This is a genomic window from Prosthecobacter sp., assembly GCF_046154365.1.
GTDB lineage: Bacteria > Verrucomicrobiota > Verrucomicrobiia > Verrucomicrobiales > Verrucomicrobiaceae > Prosthecobacter.
The window spans coordinates 29551-46483 of record NZ_JBJXFV010000112.1; the positions used below are offsets into that span (position 1 = coordinate 29551).

The 16933-nt window shown below is 60.1% G+C and carries 17 protein-coding genes; 10 read left to right on the forward strand and 7 right to left on the reverse strand.

Annotated elements, in window-relative coordinates; translation table 11 throughout:
• The first annotated feature begins 14 nt into the window (after positions 1-14).
• Both ACKVY0_RS14670 and ACKVY0_RS14675 read left to right on the forward strand, forming a co-directional pair.
• On the forward strand, positions 15-596 hold the full coding sequence (locus ACKVY0_RS14670; protein WP_409215568.1) for an HNH endonuclease: 582 nt from the start codon (positions 15-17) through the stop codon (positions 594-596).
• A gap of 302 nt (positions 597-898) precedes the next feature.
• Positions 899-1504: an HNH endonuclease gene (locus ACKVY0_RS14675; RefSeq protein WP_409215569.1), complete on the forward strand. Its 606-nt coding sequence runs from the start codon at positions 899-901 to the stop codon at positions 1502-1504.
• Between the two features lie 147 nt (positions 1505-1651).
• Here the strand turns inward: ACKVY0_RS14675 and ACKVY0_RS14680 are convergent, their stop codons facing one another.
• Positions 1652-2566, reverse strand: coding sequence for a sugar phosphate isomerase/epimerase family protein (locus tag ACKVY0_RS14680; protein WP_409215570.1), 915 nt, complete (start codon positions 2564-2566; stop codon positions 1652-1654).
• A gap of 105 nt (positions 2567-2671) precedes the next feature.
• On the opposite strand from ACKVY0_RS14680, the gene ACKVY0_RS14685 reads away from it, so the two are divergent.
• Complete coding sequence (locus ACKVY0_RS14685) at positions 2672-3919, forward strand: ArnT family glycosyltransferase (protein WP_409215571.1); 1248 nt, start codon at positions 2672-2674, stop codon at positions 3917-3919.
• Here ACKVY0_RS14685 and ACKVY0_RS14690 read toward each other — a convergent pair whose 3' ends face one another.
• On the reverse strand, positions 3920-4807 hold the full coding sequence (locus tag ACKVY0_RS14690) for a class I SAM-dependent methyltransferase (RefSeq protein WP_409215572.1): 888 nt from the start codon (positions 4805-4807) through the stop codon (positions 3920-3922).
• 170 nt (positions 4808-4977) lie between these two features.
• On the opposite strand from ACKVY0_RS14690, the gene wecB reads away from it, so the two are divergent.
• From wecB to ACKVY0_RS14710, 4 genes are all read left to right on the forward strand, one after another.
• Positions 4978-6153, forward strand: coding sequence for a non-hydrolyzing UDP-N-acetylglucosamine 2-epimerase (gene wecB / locus ACKVY0_RS14695; RefSeq protein WP_409215573.1), 1176 nt, complete (start codon positions 4978-4980; stop codon positions 6151-6153).
• 21 nt (positions 6154-6174) lie between these two features.
• On the forward strand, positions 6175-7131 hold the full coding sequence (locus ACKVY0_RS14700; protein ID WP_409215574.1) for a polysaccharide deacetylase family protein: 957 nt from the start codon (positions 6175-6177) through the stop codon (positions 7129-7131).
• A 23-nt stretch (positions 7132-7154) separates the two neighbouring features.
• Positions 7155-7970 carry a glycosyltransferase gene (locus tag ACKVY0_RS14705; protein WP_409215575.1) on the forward strand — a complete coding sequence of 272 codons (816 nt, stop codon included), beginning with the start codon at positions 7155-7157 and terminating at the stop codon, positions 7968-7970.
• 127 nt (positions 7971-8097) lie between these two features.
• Positions 8098-9513 (forward strand): FAD-dependent oxidoreductase, encoded by a 1416-nt coding sequence (locus tag ACKVY0_RS14710; protein WP_409215576.1) that lies wholly within the window; start codon positions 8098-8100, stop codon positions 9511-9513.
• Between the two features lie 2 nt (positions 9514-9515).
• On the opposite strand, the gene ACKVY0_RS14715 is transcribed toward ACKVY0_RS14710, so the two are convergent.
• Complete coding sequence (locus ACKVY0_RS14715; RefSeq protein ID WP_409215577.1) at positions 9516-10325, reverse strand: amidohydrolase family protein; 810 nt, start codon at positions 10323-10325, stop codon at positions 9516-9518.
• An 89-nt stretch (positions 10326-10414) separates the two neighbouring features.
• Here ACKVY0_RS14715 and ACKVY0_RS14720 point away from each other — a divergent pair, with 89 nt between their 5' ends.
• Positions 10415-10744, forward strand: a complete 330-nt coding sequence (locus ACKVY0_RS14720) for a DUF4339 domain-containing protein (RefSeq protein ID WP_409215578.1) — start codon at positions 10415-10417, stop codon at positions 10742-10744.
• A 123-nt stretch (positions 10745-10867) separates the two neighbouring features.
• Here the strand turns inward: ACKVY0_RS14720 and ACKVY0_RS14725 are convergent, their stop codons facing one another.
• Positions 10868-11653 (reverse strand): amidohydrolase family protein, encoded by a 786-nt coding sequence (locus ACKVY0_RS14725; protein ID WP_409215579.1) that lies wholly within the window; start codon positions 11651-11653, stop codon positions 10868-10870.
• A 76-nt stretch (positions 11654-11729) separates the two neighbouring features.
• On the opposite strand from ACKVY0_RS14725, the gene ACKVY0_RS14730 reads away from it, so the two are divergent.
• Positions 11730-13121, forward strand: coding sequence for an enolase C-terminal domain-like protein (locus ACKVY0_RS14730; protein ID WP_409215580.1), 1392 nt, complete (start codon positions 11730-11732; stop codon positions 13119-13121).
• A 52-nt stretch (positions 13122-13173) separates the two neighbouring features.
• Positions 13174-13794, forward strand: a complete 621-nt coding sequence (locus tag ACKVY0_RS14735; RefSeq protein WP_409215581.1) for a Uma2 family endonuclease — start codon at positions 13174-13176, stop codon at positions 13792-13794.
• Positions 13795-13806: 12 nt separating this feature from the next.
• Here ACKVY0_RS14735 and ACKVY0_RS14740 read toward each other — a convergent pair whose 3' ends face one another.
• The 3 genes from ACKVY0_RS14740 to ACKVY0_RS14750 form a co-directional block, all read right to left on the reverse strand.
• A complete protein-coding gene (locus ACKVY0_RS14740) occupies positions 13807-14586 on the reverse strand; it encodes a cyclic nucleotide-binding domain-containing protein (protein ID WP_409215582.1) in 780 nt (259 codons plus the stop codon).
• Between the two features lie 53 nt (positions 14587-14639).
• On the reverse strand, positions 14640-15302 hold the full coding sequence (locus tag ACKVY0_RS14745) for a family 16 glycoside hydrolase (protein WP_409215583.1): 663 nt from the start codon (positions 15300-15302) through the stop codon (positions 14640-14642).
• Between the two features lie 107 nt (positions 15303-15409).
• Positions 15410-16819: a PQQ-binding-like beta-propeller repeat protein gene (locus ACKVY0_RS14750; RefSeq protein WP_409215584.1), complete on the reverse strand. Its 1410-nt coding sequence runs from the start codon at positions 16817-16819 to the stop codon at positions 15410-15412.
• Positions 16820-16933: the final 114 nt, after the last annotated feature.

The window sequence follows — 16933 nt, forward strand, 5'->3', positions numbered from 1 at the left end:
AACACCAACAGACCATGAACTCACATCTCACCAAAAGCACCGTTCTCGTGCTGAACCGGCACTGGCAGGCCATTGACGTGAAAACGCCCATGGAAGCCTTCAGCATGGTCGCATCCGGTGCGGCCACAGCGCTCGACATCGAAACCGGCGGCCACATTCGTCCGGTGACATGGAACGAATGGCTCACGCTGCCCGTGCGTGAAGGCGACAACGTGATCGGCACCGTGAAAGGCGCAGTGCGCGTGCCGTCCGTGCTCGTGCTCGCGCGATTCGACAAGGTGCCGAAAAAGCGGCCCAAGTTCGGTGCTCGTGGCATTTGGGAGCGCGATGGCGGTGTGTGCCAGTACACCGGCCGCAAGCTGCGCCCACACGAAGGCAACATCGACCACGTCGTGCCGCTTTCGCGTGGCGGCCCCACGTCGTGGGCCAACTGCGTCCTCGCCGACCGCCGCATCAACAGCCGCAAGGGCAATAAACTGCCCGAAGAGGCCGGTTTGAAGCTGCTGCGCCGTCCTGCGGTGCCGCGTGAGCTGCCTGTGTCGCAGTTTATTCGCAACACGCATCAGGTGCGGGACTGGGAGATGTTTCTGGGATGATGAACGCCGTCGGAGAAACCCGGCGGCGTTATACTTGGAGTGATCAAGATTGGTGATTTTGCCGCAGATTCAGGGAAGCCACAGATTGTTTTTTGTCTGGTAATCTGCGGTTTTCCTGAATCTGCGGCCAATCCTCCGTTTCACAAAATGTGATGACGCGCAGTATATTTTGCCTGCCGGGCGAAACAATCTTGCCACTTGGCAAAGCGCCAGGACTCGCCAGCATAGTTGTCCAACATCAAGGAACGAGCACCACGCGTGTGAAGTCCTTCGTGCCGAAATTCCAACCGTAGGAGCTGTGCATGAATGAATTGTTGACGAAAACGACCGTACTCGTGCTGAATCGGCACTGGCAGGCCATCGACTCGAAAACGCCCATGGAGGCTTTTAGCATGATGGCGGCAGGCAACGCCACGGCGCTGGACATTCTGGGCACCGGTGACATGCGACCTGTAACCTGGGAAGACTGGCTGACGCTCGACGTGCGTGAGGGCGACAACCGCATCGGCACCGTTCATGGCCCGGTGCGCGTGCCGTCGGTGCTGGTACTGGCACGTTTTGACAAGGTGCCGAAACGCCGCCCGAAATTCTGCGCAAAGGCGATTTGGGAGCGTGATGGCGGCGTGTGTCAGTACACGGGCCGCAAGCTCAAGCCGAACGAGGGCAACATCGATCACATCGTGCCGGTGTCGCGCGGTGGCGCGAGCAACTGGGAAAACTGCGTGCTGGCGGATCGCAAGATCAACAGCCGCAAGGGCAACAAGCTGCCCGAGGAGGCCGGTTTGAAGCTGCTGCGTCGTCCGGCGGTGCCGCGTGAGGTTCCTGTGACGCATCTCATCAAGAACCATCACAAGGTGCGTGATTGGGAGATGTTTTTGGCGGGTGGGACGGGTGTGTTTGAGGTGTAGGCGGAGCGCGAGTATGGCGGAGCCTACTCGCCACTTGTCAGACCCAGCGCGAACAATCACCATTAACCAAGCTGATCGTGATAGACGTTCGCTTCTTGGACTTCGGGCGCGGCAGGAAAGTCAGGCGAGTAAAATACTCGCGCTCCCTCAACCCAACTTCGCGCCGAGGCGCTTGAGCATCGCTTCGAGCATACGACCGTACTTGATGTAGCTGTCGTATTGCTCCTTCGCTTTCTGTTCGGGAGAGAGATCGTCAGCGGCACCGGCACCGTGGAAGACGACGGCAACGTGCGGCTCGATACTGATGTAGCCGCTGTAGCCGGTTTCGACGAGATCCTGCATGATGCGCTCGGTCTGGCCTTCGCCTTCACCAGGGAAGGTATAGACGGCGTCGTTCTTGGCTTTGTCCCAGATGCCGTCTTTGACGTGGACGTGGGCCATGAAGGGCTTCACGGCCTGATACATCTCCCACGAGTCCTGCTTGTGGCCGGGCTTGTCGCGGTCGTCGATGAAGACGGGATTGCCGGTGTCAAAGACCCACTTCATGCCGGGCACGGCCTCGGCCATGCGCTTCACATAGGTGGGGCTCATGCCGCCCCAGTTCATGCAGTTTTCGTGAACGACCGTGAGGCCGGCGTCGGCGAAGCGCTTGTTCACTTCATTCATGCGCTTGATGCGCTCGGGAGCGAACTGCTCCGCGTCGTCCTTGCCATCGGTTTTGCACACGGCGTAGCTCATGACGCGGATGAGTTTGGCACCGAGACGCTGCATGCGCGGGATGGCGCGGCTGATCTCGGCCTCGGTGATGCTGAAGTCGTCGGTGATTTTTTTGGCCCAGTTGCCGATGAGCGAGCCGAAGCCGCTGATCTTCATGTTTTTCTCGGCCAGGCGTGCCACGACCTTCTCGAACACGGCGTCGGGGATTTCGTGCAGGTTGCCCTTCACGCCGTCGATTTCGACGCCACGGGACTCGATGCTGTCCCAGCCGAGTTCCTGGTGTGCCTGGATTTGCACATCAAGCGATGCGCCTGCTTCGTCTGCGATGCCGGTGAGTTTGATCATGATCGGGGAAGGGGATTTGGGTGGAGTGATGGATTAGTGGATGGTTGGAGAAGTGTTGCAAGGTTCGGCTTTGACAAAACACACCGCCCCGGCGGACGGTACCGGATGTCTGACGCGAAATCATCCACCCGACGCCTCGAATTCCTGCTGCTGGGAGGAACGCTGCTGTTTTATGTCGTCGTCACGTTGCTTGCGCATCGGCCAGATTTGATCTGGGATGAGGGCCGCTACCTTTGGTTCGCGAAAAGTCTGACGCAGGGCAGTTACGTCACGCCAGAGAAGCCGGATTTGATCAACGGGCCGGGCTATCCTCTGGTTTTGGCCGGTTTGCTGATGGTGAAGACACCGCTGATCGGTCTGCGCATGTTCAATGCCGTGTTCATGGCGCTGGCGGCATGGTTCAGCTTTCGTGGCGTGCTGCCGTATGCCGGTAAACGCTGGGCGCTTGGCATTGCGCTGGTGACGGCGCTGCATCCGAGCCTCGTGCGCACCGCACCGTATGTGATGACCGAGGCTTTGGCCGTGTGCTGCATCGCGGGATTTGCGTGGGCGATGAGTGCGGCTTTGCGTTCGGCGAACTGGCGTTGGAGCACGGTGTTGGCGGCAGGGTTTGCTTTTGGGTGGCTGATCCTCACCCGCGTGTTTTTTGGCAATGTGCTGATGGCAACGACGGCATTGCTGGTCGTGCTGCTGCTCGTTTGGAACAGCCAGCGAGGCAGGCTGCTTCGGGTGCTGGCTGTCATGGCGCTGTCCTTTGCCATGTGCGTGCCGTGGCTGGCTTACACAAAGGCCAAGACGGGTGAAAACCTCTGCTGGTCCACCGTGAGTGGAGAGTTGCTCTATTGGATCACCAGCACGAACGAAGGCGAAAACGGTCACTGGTTTTCCGTGGAGGATGCACAGAACAAAGCCGAACTGCTGGCGAAACATCGCGATTTTTACCTGCCCTATTATGATCTGCCGGTGAAGGAGCGTGAGACGCGGTTCAAGCAACGGGCGATGGAGCAATTGCGGGCGAATCCGCAAGGCGTCTTCAAAAACTGGCTGTGCAACTGGAGCCGTCTGCTGTTTGGTTTTCCACGTTCCTATCAGCCCGAAGAACTCACCACTGTGATCTTGATCGCCATCAATGGTCCCATCGTGCTGCTGACCTTGATCACGCTGCTGGTCGGTTTGAAGCAACGGCGCACGGTGCCGCTGGAGATCGTGTTGCTGGCAGCGATGATCTTCATCTACCTCGGCGGTAGCAGCCTTGCACCAGGGTTGCCGCGTTACACGATTGTGATCTGGCCCTGGCTGGGACTGGTGATAGCAGCCGTGCTGTCGAAGAACCTCAAAGTTCGCCTCGAATAATCACGCCAGCGGCTTGCGGGCGATGACTTTCATCTCGCCGATGAAGAGCGGCACGATCCATTGACGCAGCTTTTTCGGGATGATGGCGGAGGCGAGTTTCATCACGCGGTAGATCAGCGGATTGAACTCGATGAACTGCGTGAGGCCGTAGTCGTAGGTCAGGGGTTTGAAGGTGCGGGCCACGACGACAGGCTCCAGGCCGACTTTGATCATCAACTGGCGGATGATCGCGTGGTCGAAGTAATGCAGATGCTCCTCGGGAATGTAAAACCACCAGCGTGAGCCCATGAGCTTGGCAAAGATGCTCGATTTGTCCGGCATCGTCAGCGCCGCATAACCGCCGGGTTTCAGCCGTTTGGCGATGTCTTGCATGAAGGTCAGCGGATCTAGCACATGCTCCAGCACGTCAAAGGCGGTGATGCAGTCGAAGCTCGCTGTGTCTTCAACATCCTCCAAGCCACCGCAGCGCACGGGCAGGCCGGCCTCGACGGCTTGGGCCACAGCTACGCTGGAAAGCTCCACGCCTTCCGCCTTGGCTCCGCTGGCAGCGGCTTCACGCACGAAAACGCCATTGGCACAGCCGACGTCGAGCCAGCGTCCCTGCGGCTTGATCACCGGTGTGATTTCCTTCAACCGCTGCTTCGCGGTCATCGTCTTCATCTGTTCCGCCGAGGTGAAGGTCTGGTACATGCCGCTGTCGAACTGCGAGTCGTAGTAGGCCTGTAGTTCCTGCAACGTGGGGAGCGGCACCTGTTTTTCGAGGCCGCACTTCTGGCAGGCCCAGAACTGACGGCCCTTCTTTTCAAAGAGCCAGCGCAGGGAAACCTTCCCACAGACGGGGCAGGAGACTTTTTCATCGGTTTGAGCTGAGGAGCGGCGGTCAGACATGCGGTACGCTCCGCTAAGTTTCATGTATGGCAATTACGATGTAATCGTCAAAATCAAGCAATTGAGCTGAAAGTCTCAAATTTAAGGAATTATCACGAAATAAATCGCATAAAAGATAATTTTCATAATTTTGACTTGCCTGCCGTAAATGGGGGTTTATCATGGTAATTATGAAATTGATCACCAATTCCGGTTTCAAGCCCTCCAAAGTCCTCGTCTGCCTCGGAACCCGCCCGGAGCTGATCAAGTTTGCTCCCATGATCAAGGCGCTCGAAAATCGCGGAGCCGGTCTTGTCACGGTGAACACGGGGCAGCACACGGACCTGCTGGAGCCGCTGTTTGATCTCTTTGGCATTCGTCCACACCATAATCTGGAAGCCATGAAGGCGGGGCAGAGCCTGAACGCTCTCGGCAGCCGCTTGCTGGAGCGCCTAGACCCGGTCATGGAGGCTGAAAAGCCCGATCTGGTGCTCGTGCAGGGCGACACCTCGTCCGCCGTCATGGGTTCGATGGCCGCCTTCAACCGCCGCATTCCCGTGGGGCATCTCGAAGCCGGTCTGCGCTCGGGAAATCCGCTCAGCCCGTTCCCGGAGGAGATGAACCGCCGTTTGGTGGGCCAGATTGCCGCGTATCACTTCGCCGCGACGGAGCGCAACCGCCGCACGTTGCTGGATGAAGGGGTGGCGGCTGATTCCATCCATCTCGTGGGCAATACGGTCGTCGATGCCCTGCGGCAGACGTTGGCGACCACGCGTCCGAGCAAAGCGGTGGAGCTGATGCAGCAGTGGGCGGCTGGGAAACGCCTGGTGCTCGTCACCACGCATCGCCGCGAGAATTTCGGTGAGACGATGAGCCAGCATCTGCGGGCGCTGCGTGAGTTCATCGAGAGCCAGCCGGATCTCTGCATGATCTTCCCCGTGCATCCGAATCCGAATGTGCGTGCCGCAGTCGCTGCCGAACTGGAGCATCATCCGCGCATCCGTCTGACCGATCCGATGGGCTACCGTGACTTCGTGCATTTGCTGTCCGGTGCCTGGCTCATCGTGTCTGACTCCGGCGGCATTCAGGAAGAAGCCACGGCGCTCGGCAAGCCGATGATCGTGCTGCGCGAGAACACCGAGCGTCCTGAAGCCGTGGAATGCGGTGTCGCACGTCTCGTGGGTGAATCACCCGAACGTCTGCGTGAAATGCTGCGCACTGCCTTGATTGACGAAGTCTGGCACGCCAGCGCCAGCCGCTCCCGCGACGTGTTTGGCGATGGTCAAACCGCTGAGCGCATCTGCGACCTCCTGCTCGGAGCCAAAACGGCCAACGCTACTATCGAGCCGATGCGTCTCGCCGCCTAAGCACTCACTCATTTTCGCGTCATGAAGCCTGCCGCCAGCATCTCGCTCGATCTCGACAATCTCTGGAGCTACCTGAAAACGCAGGGCGCTCCAGGTTGGGAGAGCTATCCGAGCTATCTGGACCAAGTCGTGCCGCGCATCCTCGACACGCTCGACCGCTGCGGCCAGCGCATCACGTTTTTCGTCGTCGGCAAAGACGCGACGATCGAATCCAACCGCGCGGTGTTGCGCTCTATCGCCGCTGCCGGGCACGAGATCGCGAATCATTCGTTCATGCATGAGCCGTGGCTGCATTTGTACAATCGCGAGCAGCTTCACATGGAAATTGGCGATGCGGAGAACGCCATCGCCGCCGTCACCGGCAAAACGACACGCGGCTTCCGTGGCCCCGGTTTCAGCACTTCGTCGCTCGTGCGTGATGTGCTCGCCGAGCGCGGCTATGCCTACGATGCCTCCATTTTCCCGAGCGCTCTCGGTCCGGTGGCACGGCTGTTCTTTTTCCTGAATTCCAAGCTCTCCGCCGAGGAAAAAGCGATGCGCAAAGGTCTCTACGGCAAGTTCAGCGACGCCTTCGGCACCTTGCAGCCCTTCGCGTGGCCCAACGGCCTGGTGGAACTGCCTGTGACGACGATGCCGCTGCTGCGTCTGCCCATTCACACGACTTATCTGATGTTCCTGGCGCAAAAGTCGGAACTCCTCGCGCAGCTCTACTGGAACACCGCCATCACCCTCTGCCGCGTGCGTGGTGTCGCTCCGTCGCTGCTGCTGCATCCCACCGATTTCCTCGATGTGCAGGACGTGCCGGAAATGAGCTTCTTCCCCGGCATGAAGATGTCTGCGGCGAAAAAAATCGCCCTCGTCGGGCACACCATCCGCAGCCTGCAGCAGCACTGGCAGGCCGGCACGATGAGCGAACACGCCGCCACTTTTGCCACCGCGAGCACCATGCCCGCACGCCTTTCCACCCAGACCGCCTAACTCATACACACCCGCATATAGCCATGAAGACACCGACCCAAGTCAACGAAATCGCCATCGTCCTGCCCGCCTACAACGAGGAGAAGGATCTGCCCACCCTGCTCGAAAACATCCGCACCACCGTGGGTGCGATGCCGTTCAAATACACCGTCGTCGTCGTCGATGATGGTTCCAAAGACCGCACCGCAGAAATCGCCCGTGAATACGCCAAAACAATGCCGCTCAAGCTGGTGCAGCATGAGGTGAACAAAGGTCTCGGTGAAGGCATTCAGACCGGCCTGCGCGAAGGCTGGCTCATTGGCGATGCCGTGATCGTCATGGATGCCGACAACACGCACAATCCCAAGTACATCCTCGACATGGTGAAAGTCATCGAAGCCGGTGATGCTGATGTCGTCATCGCCTCACGCTTCCAGGCCACCAGCGTCGTGCAGGGCGTGCCGTTCTTCCGTCAGGTGCTCAGTTGGGGCTGTTTCGCCATGATGAAGACGCTGCTGCCCTACCGCAACGTGCGCGACTACTCCACCGGCTTCCGCGCCTATCGCAGCCTCACGCTCGGTCGTCTCATCAAGACCTCCGGCCCCAAATTCATCGAGGAGTCTAGCTTCGCCTGCATGCTCGAACTTCTCTTGAGTCTGCGCTGGGTCGGTGCCCGCGCCGTCGAGATTCCCTACACGCTGCGGTACGATCTCAAAGTCGGTGTCAGCAAGATGCGCATCATGCGCACCATCCGCCGCTACTTCAATGTCATCGGCAAATACTGGGCCAAGGATGTGCTGCCTGCCGCCGAAGAACCCTCTTTGCACGAACTGCGCACCCAGGTCCGCAGCCGCGCCTGATGCCGCCCCGAAGTGCTCAGTTCTCAGTGCTCAGTAAAACTGAGGATCGAGACTGAGCACTGAGCACTGAGCACTGAGCACTTCATCCCCCCCCGCCACCCCCAACCTCTCAAAGCCCCCCCCCGCCATGTCCGCCTCACCCAAATCAGTCGCCGTCCTCGGCGGCGGCATCTCCGGCCTCACCTGTGCGCTGCGAATCGCGCAGGAGGGCCATCGCGTCACCTTGATTGAGGGCTCGGAGCAGCTTGGCGGGCTCGGCACATTCTTCGAGCATGACGGCCGCACGTTTGAAAAATTCTACCACTGCATGCTGCCCAGCGACGGGCCGCTGCTGCGCGTGCTGGAAACGCTCGGCATTCGCAACGAGGTCTATTGGAAGCCCACCACCTTTGCCTATGCGCATCAGGGCCGGTTCTTTCCGCTCAACACTGCGCTCGATCTGCTGAAGTTCGCGCCGCTGCGTTTCATCGACCGCATCCGCGTCGGCATCACCGGTTTGTATGGCCGTCTTGTCTCCGCCAAGGGCCTCGACAACATCACCACCGTCAAATGGCTCACCCGGCTCAGCGGAGCACGTGCCTTCGCGAAATTCTGGCAACCCATGCTCGAAGCCAAGTTCGGCGACCGCTACCACGACGTGCCCGCCCTCTGGTTCTGGACCCGCTTCAATCGCGAGAAGGGCGAATCATCCGGTGAGTGCAAAGGCTACATCAAGGGGGGCTACAAACACATCACCGACACCTTTGCCCGCGTGCTGCGTGCGCTCGGCTCCGAAATCCGGCTCAACACCACCGTGCAGAGCATCGATCTCGATGCGGATGGCCGCACCATCGTCACCACCGCCGCTGGCAGGGATGCATTTGACCAAATCGTCATCACCCTGCCCACGCCGCAGGTCCAGCAGCTCATTGGTCCCGCCTTGCGTCGCGAAATGCCCGCGCTCGACACCAGCACTGATTACCAGGGCGTCATCAACTGCCTCCTCTTTCTCAAAAAGCCGCTCACCACGCACTACTGGGTCGCCACCCCAGGCAGCGAACATCCCTTCGACGGCGTCGTCGAAACCTCCACGCTCACCGACACCGCCGACCGCGGCAGACGCCACGTCGTCTATCTCACCAAGTACCTGCATCGCAGTGATGAACGCTTCGCCGCCAGCGATGACTGCGTCCGTGCCTACTGGATTCCCGCGCTGAAACAACTCTTCCCGCAGCTTCAGGACGACGACATTGAGGCCAGCCACATCTTCCGCGCTCCATTTGTCGAGCCCATCTACAAACTCGGCCAGATGCAGCTCCGTCCGCCGGAGGAGTTGATCAAAAACAAAGTCTATCTCGCCAACACCGCGCAGGTCTATCCCGTCGTTACTTCGTGGAACGGCAGCGTCATCCAGGCCGAATGCACCCTTGCCACCATGGGCATCGGGCCTTCCGCCCGTCTTCCCGCAGAATCCACCACCATCAGCTCACGCACCGCCACGTTGAAGCTCGCCAGACCCCGCGCTTCTGCCACACCGCTGCGTCCTGTTGTGGCAAAAGTTTGACGTCAGATGAGCAGCGCGGAGGCGTTGCGCCACTGAATGGCACGCGTCTGTTCGTCGTTAAGAGCGGATTCCTGCATCTTCAAACGTGCGGAGTCCCAGTAAAACACCGGCGCGAAGGAGCCGAACACGAGCCGCTCCAGCGGCCAGGTCTTCAGCAGATTCTCCACACCGCCCACGCCCTCGATCATGGCAAAATCGAGCCAGGTGTTCGGGCAGTCCTGCAAATGTTTGAGCGCCATCGCGGCGTTGGCGTTGAGCACCATCACACGGGCCTCTTTTATCTCTTTCATGATCGCAGGCAACGGCTGGAGATCGACGGGTGCCACACGCACTTGCGGGTGCTGCGTGCGCTCATCCTCCATCTGGGCCACGATTTGCACCAGCAGGCGATGTTTCACCGCCAGCGCGAGCAAATCGCGAAACGCAGGCGACTTGAGCTCATAGCCGTGGTAGTTCGGGTGCAGCCGCAGCACGCGCATGCCGTGAACTTCAGCGCAGCGTTTCACATCGTCCTGCCAATCCGGTAAAGCGAGGTTGATCGTGCCGCAGGGACGCAGAATCGCGCTGGCTTGGCAACGTTGCGCGAGCTGACGGTTCACCTCGGCCACATCGCGATGGAGCAAACCTTCAAAAGCACCAGCCCAGGCTTCGGTGACGGGTTGCTGCAAAAATGCCTGCTCGTCTTCAAGCTGCCGAAAGGGATGCTGGCCGAGATAGACGTGGCAGTCCGTCAGTCGTGCGGCTTCCGCTGCCTGCAACGATGAGGCGGCCAGCAAGGCGCTGGAGCGAACCAGGAAATTCCGGCGATTCATACCGCCATCATGTGCGATTTGCCGCCGACTGGAAAGCATTTCCTCACGCCTTGCGTCATGGCTGACGCGTGATAGCCTTGCGCCCGCAGATGAACTGGTACATCAACAACGCTGGAGCCGCTGAAGGGCCGATGGATGAAAGCGCCATGGCCGAACTGGCCCGTGCGAAGAAACTGGCGTTGGATTCTCTCGTGTGGCATGCCGGACTCGAAGCGTGGCAGACCGTGGCACAGCTTTCGCCAGCATGGTGGGCCGGGAAGCCTGCCCAGGTCGCAGAAAAAAAACCGGCGAAGTCCAAGGACGATGCCTCAGCACGACGTTTGGCCGGCCCGAAGGCACCGACCAGCGAAGCTGCCGAAGCGAAGGAAGGTGGCGGCTTCTTGAAGCGGCTGTTCGGCTTCGGCAAAAAGAAGGAGTAGGCCGGGTGTGGCGATAGCCCGCCCGACTTCCAGCGGGTCGCAGCCATTGGTGTTTGCAAACGTCCTCGGAGTCGGCCGAGCTTCGGCATTCGTCATTTTGGTTTCGTCATTGTGATCGAGAGGTCACGCCTTGATGCCCTTGGCATTTAAGATCGGCAGCATGAGCCCACGCAAGTTGTCGCAGAAGATCTTCTGCTTATCGGCAGCGCTGATCTGCGCGCCATGAACCTTCGCAAGCTGGCTGGCAAAGCTGCGGCCGCCGCAGTCGCTGCCGTAAATGACGCGTGAGGCGCCGAGTTCGCGCACCGCCATTTCGGTGATGCCTGCCGTGGGATCGGAACCCGCGAGATCGGCATACAGATTGGTTTGTCCGCGAATGGCGCGGATGCCGAGTTCCCAGTTGCCGCCGGTGTGACCGCAGATGATGGACACGTCGGGAAAACGCTGCGCCAGCGTCACGAGATCATCTGGCGTTGATTCGCCGGGGTAGTTGCCATTCGTTTTGAACCAGGTGTGCTGAAAAATCACCGCCTTCAGCTCTGCCGCACGACGAACGATCGCGTCAATCGCCGGAACCGTGCAGTGTTCCGCCACCCACAGCTTCACACCCACCATTGGGCCGTTGGCGATGCAGCGTTCGAGTTCGGCTAGGCTTTCTTGAGGGTGTTTGGCGCTCAAATAAACAAAGCCGAAGGCGCGGTCCGGGTATTTCGCGATGGCACGCAGCACTTCGTTGTTTTGCTGCACCAAGTCGGCAGGAGAGGGGTCTTGCGACCATTTCATGCCCATGTACACGCACAGCCGCTCGATACCCATGCGGTCGGCATAGACGAGCAGGGCTTTGAGGCGTTCCTCCGGCGTGAGGCCGGGGACGCCGGAGAGGTGGCAGTGCAGATCCCAGATGCGCATGCGTGGATTGAAGCGGAAGGCGTTCTGCGCGGCAATGTTTTCTTTGCGGGCAGATGGGGGCGCTTCATTTTGCCGCATGCCCCACCCCAAGCCCACCGATGTCCGTGTCACTGCCGCTGAAGTCTTTTTTATTCCCGTGACGATGCGAGTGCCGCTGAAATTTGGCCCAGAAACCGTCACGAATGTGGTCTGCTTGCGGGTGCGTGTGACGGTGGCTGACAAGAACGGTAAAACCGCGCAAGGCTGGGGCGAAACGCCGCTCAGCGTGTCGTGGGTGTGGCCTAGTTCTTTGAGCGTGGCGGTGCGGGCGCAGCGCATGCAGGAGTTTTCCACGTTGCTGGCACAGCGCCTCGTGGAGAGCGGGTTCAGCGGCCATCCGATGGAAATCGGCCAGGACTTCATGCACGGCCCGCTGGCGGCAACTTTGAAGGAGGCCAATGCGCAGGCCGGTGGCGATGCCATGCCCTACCTCGGCTCGCTGGTGGCCTTCAGCGCCTTCGACATCGCCGTGCATGATGCCTACGGCGTGCTGCACAATCGCGACATCTATACGACGTACAACGCGGACTTCATGAACCGCGATCTCGCCGCCTACATCACGCCGGAGGAGGGCAGCGGCATTGATTTCACAGGTCGTTACCCGCAGGACTACCTGGTGATGAACGCACCGAAGCAGTTGCCAGTCTGGCATCTCGTCGGCGGTGTGGATGCGCTCGAAGCTGCTGACTTGAACGGTACCGAGCCGAACGATGCGCATCCGCTGCTGCTGGCCGACTGGATCAAGCGTGACGGCCTGAAATGCCTCAAAGTGAAGCTGCGTGGCACCGATGCGGCGTGGGACTTTGAACGCATGCAACGCGTGGGCCGCATCGGCCTCGCCGGTGGTGTGACGTGGTTCAGTGCCGACTTCAACTGCACCGTGAAGGAGCCAGCTTATGTGAATGCCATCTTGGATCGTCTGCTTGCCGAGGAGCCGGAGATTTTCGCCCGCACCTTGTATGTGGAGCAGCCCTTCCCGTATGATCTCGAAGCGCATCAGATCGACGTGCGCAGCGTTTCTGCCCGCAAGCCGCTGTTCCTCGATGAAAGCGCTCACGACTGGGAATTCGTGCGCCTCGGCCGTCGTCTCGGCTGGTCCGGCGTGGCCTTGAAGACCTGCAAAACTCAAACCGGCGCGTTGCTCAGTCTCTGCTGGGCCAAAGCGCACGGCATGCCGCTCATGGTGCAGGATTTGACGAATCCCATGCTCGCGATGATCCCGCATGTGCGTCTCGCCGCGCACGCTGGCACGATCCAAGGCGTGGAGTGCAACGCGATGCAGTTCTATCCCGATGCGTCACTGCCGGAGCAGGAAATTCATCCCGGCTTGTTCCAACGTCGCGGCGGCATTGTGGACTTGAGCACGATCCAAGGCCCAGGCTTCGGCTATCGTGCCGATGAAGTGACGCGGATGCTGCCAACGACATGAATGCTTGAAACATCTGCGCTGAAACGCTAAGCTCGCGCCCATTCAAACTGACATGCCTCCCGTTGTTCTCCAGAACCTTCCCGGCCATGCCGAAGCGATCACCAGCCCACCGATGGTTGGAAACAAGCTGCTTTCCGCCGAGGAGTTTGAGGCCATGCCGGAGTCAGGCGATCCGTGCGAACTCGTTAAAGGCGTCATCCAACCACATATGCCCAACAATGTCATTCACTCTGAGATCAGCGCGGCCGTCGCCTATTTGCTGCGTGAGCATGTCATCAAGCACCGACTGTCCATGCGTATTCTTAGCGGTGAGGTGGGTGTTCACACAGTGCAGGGAGCGGAAACCACCACGCGGGCCGCTGATCTGGCGGTGATTTCCAAAGAGCGCCTGCCGGTGCTGCCGGAGTCAGGCTTCCTGCGCGTCATGCCGGAGCTGCTGGTCGAGATCATCTCCGGCTCAAACACCTGGACGGACACCTTCGAGAAAATCTACGAGTACTTTGAAGGCGGGGCCAAACTCGTATGGATCGTTGATCCGGCGATGCAGGAGGTGCGCGTGTTCCAATCCGCCAAAGACAACGACCTGCTGCGTGCCAGCAGCGGTGATGCCCTCACCGGTGGTGACGTGCTGCCGGGTTTCAGCGTGCCAGTGGCGGATGTGTTCGCGGTCTGAGGCCGCCCTGACTTACTGCAGCTCCTCAATCGTGATCGTGAAGTGGTGCGGGCTGTCCTGGTGGCCGAAGGTGAGCCTGTTTTGACCGACTTTGAGCGGGGTGGAGATGCAGCCGGCATCGACGCAGACGTGCGTGCCGTCCACCCAGGTGCCGAGCTTGCTGCCGCGGTCGCGTAGGATGAAGTGGCCGTGCTCGTAGTCGATCTCGCAGTGGTTGCGTGAGAGCTGATAGGGATGTTCTTCCTCAATGGAAAGATCGTTGCGCGCCAGCGATGACACGGCGGTGTCAAAGTAGGAACGGCCGATGCGGAAGGGCAGCTTGGTGATCGTTTTTTCCACCGGTGCATGCTCCAGTCCCGCTGCGTCATAGTTCGAGCGTAGTTTGACGCGATAGACCGGTTCCTTGGCCGGTTTGGTCTTGGCAACGAGCGGCACGGTGGCGTTGGTGGTCGAGGAGAGCAGCAGGTCGGTCTTGCGGATGCGCTCGAACAGCGTGGCGAGATAAACGTGCAGGCGGTCGGGCCGTTGGATGATCTGCTGCTCGAACTCATCGTCGGCGATGGTCTCGACTGCGGTGTTCTCCAGCGCGGTGGCGGTGGCGGAACGCGGGCGATCCATGATCATGCCCATCTCGCCGAAGATTTCTCCTGGTCCCATTTTGGCCAGGGACTGGACGCCATGGGAGGTGTTGATCGAGATTTCGATGAGTCCGGAGACAATGAAGTAAGCCTCCTGGGATTTGTCGCCTTCACGGAAAATGATCTGACCTCGTTGGAAATGCTCGGTTGCCATGTGGCGGAGAGTACCGGGTGGCCTTCAGAGGTCAAGCGTCCAATCTGGCCGGTTTACAGTCTGCGGATGATCACGTCGCGGATGCGTGCGTGCGTGGCATAGCTGGCAAAGCCGAAGGGGGCGCATTTTTCGATGTCACCGGCGCGCAGGCCGAGCTGGTGGCCTTTGGTGCTCACATTGACGAAGAGCTTGCCGTTGATCCACGCCCGCAAGTCGTCATCACGCACTTCGATGCGCACCTTGTGCCATTCGTAGTTTTTGAAGAAGGCGTTGCCGGTGGTCGTGTTCTCGCTGGCGTCCAGGTCGTCGATGCTGGAGATGCCCACCAGCGTGCCACCCCAGCCGCCGATGACGAGGGAGACAAGCGCGTCGTTCACCGGAAACGTCACGGTGCCGAAGAAGTCATTCCCTTCGACGCGCATGGCCTCGTATTCGATGGAATAGCGTGAGAGCGGCAGTTCGGCGGTCTGCCATGCCTCAAACCTCACGCCGGTCATCGGCTGGCCTGGGTGCAGGGTGATTTCACCGTCTTTGATCGTGACCTTGCCTGCCTCGGCAATGCCAGCGGTTTTCCATGATGATGCGAATTCGGCAGTGAGCAGCTTCCGCTCGATGCCGCGTGGTGGACTGCATTGCGTGAGGATCAGCAGCACCGTAGCCACGCTCGCCAGAGCGTGGAGGGCGGGTGTTTGCGGATGCGTTCTCCGCGTTCCCATTCTCCGTAGCACTGCGATGGATGAACTGGCGAACGTGGCCACGGCATGCACAAAAAAGAGGCAGAGCCGTGCGGCCCTGCCTCCAAAGCATGTGATGATCTGCTTCATCAGCCCTTCACATCGTAGCAGGAGATGAACTCCTGATCACGCAGGTAGAGCTTGCCGCCGACGACGACGGGGTGGGTCCAGATGCGGCCGTCTTTGGCGCGCTGGGAGGTCTGGGCTTCGAGCTTGAAGCTGCTGACCATGTTCCAGCCTTTCTTGGAGGTCTCCACGAGGGCGATGGTGCCGTCGTTTTCGGACTGGCAGTAAAGCATGCCGTCGGCATAGGCCACGGCACCTTTGCCGACGCCTTTGTCCTGCCACACCACCTCGCCGGTCTTGAAGTCCTGGCAGGTCCAGCCGCCGTTGTTCGAGTGGCCGTAGAGCAGGCCGTTCACGAGGACCACGCCACCGTGATGATTTTCCATGTTCTTGTTGGCATAGACTTCCTCCGCGCTGCCTGCACCGAGCTTCACCGCCTTGCAGCCCACGCCGTAACCGGCGGTGACATAGACCTGGCCGTCACTGTAGATCGGTGTGGGGATGACGGCGGTCTGGCCGGGGAAGTCGGTCTGCCACAACACCTTGCCTTCTTTGGAGACACCGAGAATCGTCTTCATCAAAAGCTGCACATACTGACGCTGGCCACCGTGGTCGATGGGGATGATGGAGGAATACTGCGCGTTTTCTGTCACGTCCTTGGTCTGCCACTCGACCTTGCCAGACTTCGTGCTCAGCGCGGCGATGGCACCCTGGCCACCACCGGGGGTGACGATGACGAGATCACCTTCGACCAGCGGAGATTCGGTGTAACCCCAGCCCTGCACCTTGCCACCGAGATCTTTGACCAGGCTCTTGGACCAGTCTTGCTTGCCGGTGGCGGCGTCGAGGCAGACGAGATCGCCATTGCCGCCGATGGCATAGACTTTGCCGCCGGCCACGGTGGGCGTGCAGCGCGGGCCGTCACCCCACTTGTTTTTGTAGATCGCTCCAACAAAAGAGTCCCACACCTTCTTGCCCGTGGCGGCGTCGAGGCAGACGACCTTCTCCTCGGCGTCGTACAATCCCATGGTGTAAATCTTGCCGCCTGAGACGGCGAAGCCGGAGTAGCCGAGGCCGGCTTCTTGACTCACCCAGGCGCGCTTGGGACCGCTGGCGGGCCATTTCTTGAGCAAACCGGTTTCCGTGGAAACATCATCACGGTTCGGGCCGCGCCATTGCGGCCAGTCGCCTGCCGCAGCACCGCTGCCGCCTGATCCGCCGCCGAGCAGCGCCTGGTCCGCTTTGCTGAGGCTGGTCACGGGCAGGGTGATGGTCGTGCCGTTTTCGCGTTTCAGCGTGACCTTGCCGCCCTGCACGCCGACGAGTTCGGCTTTGATTTCATGCGTGCCGGAAGCGTCCTTCCAGATGCGGATTTCGGCCTGCACGGCAAGCGTGAGGCACAGTGACAACAGAATGGTGGCGGTGGTCTTCATGGTGGTGCGAGATGGTAGCTGTTTCTTCCAAACGAGCAATGGCGGGGTGCTTTTAGCGTGAACCGCGGCTTTCTGGAGGATTGATTCCTCCACATCAGCATGCTATTCCCCGGT

What these genes read in the sequence shown, in the direction of transcription:
- ACKVY0_RS14720 (WP_409215578.1), top strand. Translation starts at nt 10,415, where the DNA reads ATGAACTGGTACATCAACAACGCTGGAGCCGCTGAAGGGCCGATGGAT.
- ACKVY0_RS14750 (WP_409215584.1), bottom strand. Translation starts at nt 16,819, where the DNA reads ATGAAGACCACCGCCACCATTCTGTTGTCACTGTGCCTCACGCTTGCC.
- ACKVY0_RS14685 (WP_409215571.1), top strand. Translation starts at nt 2,672, where the DNA reads ATGTCTGACGCGAAATCATCCACCCGACGCCTCGAATTCCTGCTGCTG.
- ACKVY0_RS14700 (WP_409215574.1), top strand. Translation starts at nt 6,175, where the DNA reads ATGAAGCCTGCCGCCAGCATCTCGCTCGATCTCGACAATCTCTGGAGC.
- ACKVY0_RS14740 (WP_409215582.1), bottom strand. Translation starts at nt 14,586, where the DNA reads ATGGCAACCGAGCATTTCCAACGAGGTCAGATCATTTTCCGTGAAGGC.
- ACKVY0_RS14725 (WP_409215579.1), bottom strand. Translation starts at nt 11,653, where the DNA reads ATGCGCATCTGGGATCTGCACTGCCACCTCTCCGGCGTCCCCGGCCTC.
- ACKVY0_RS14680 (WP_409215570.1), bottom strand. Translation starts at nt 2,566, where the DNA reads ATGATCAAACTCACCGGCATCGCAGACGAAGCAGGCGCATCGCTTGAT.
- ACKVY0_RS14710 (WP_409215576.1), top strand. Translation starts at nt 8,098, where the DNA reads ATGTCCGCCTCACCCAAATCAGTCGCCGTCCTCGGCGGCGGCATCTCC.
- ACKVY0_RS14690 (WP_409215572.1), bottom strand. Translation starts at nt 4,807, where the DNA reads ATGTCTGACCGCCGCTCCTCAGCTCAAACCGATGAAAAAGTCTCCTGC.
- ACKVY0_RS14705 (WP_409215575.1), top strand. Translation starts at nt 7,155, where the DNA reads ATGAAGACACCGACCCAAGTCAACGAAATCGCCATCGTCCTGCCCGCC.
- ACKVY0_RS14670 (WP_409215568.1), top strand. Translation starts at nt 15, where the DNA reads ATGAACTCACATCTCACCAAAAGCACCGTTCTCGTGCTGAACCGGCAC.
- ACKVY0_RS14745 (WP_409215583.1), bottom strand. Translation starts at nt 15,302, where the DNA reads ATGGGAACGCGGAGAACGCATCCGCAAACACCCGCCCTCCACGCTCTG.
- wecB (WP_409215573.1), top strand. Translation starts at nt 4,978, where the DNA reads ATGAAATTGATCACCAATTCCGGTTTCAAGCCCTCCAAAGTCCTCGTC.
- ACKVY0_RS14675 (WP_409215569.1), top strand. Translation starts at nt 899, where the DNA reads ATGAATGAATTGTTGACGAAAACGACCGTACTCGTGCTGAATCGGCAC.
- ACKVY0_RS14730 (WP_409215580.1), top strand. Translation starts at nt 11,730, where the DNA reads ATGCCCCACCCCAAGCCCACCGATGTCCGTGTCACTGCCGCTGAAGTC.
- ACKVY0_RS14735 (WP_409215581.1), top strand. Translation starts at nt 13,174, where the DNA reads ATGCCTCCCGTTGTTCTCCAGAACCTTCCCGGCCATGCCGAAGCGATC.
- ACKVY0_RS14715 (WP_409215577.1), bottom strand. Translation starts at nt 10,325, where the DNA reads ATGAATCGCCGGAATTTCCTGGTTCGCTCCAGCGCCTTGCTGGCCGCC.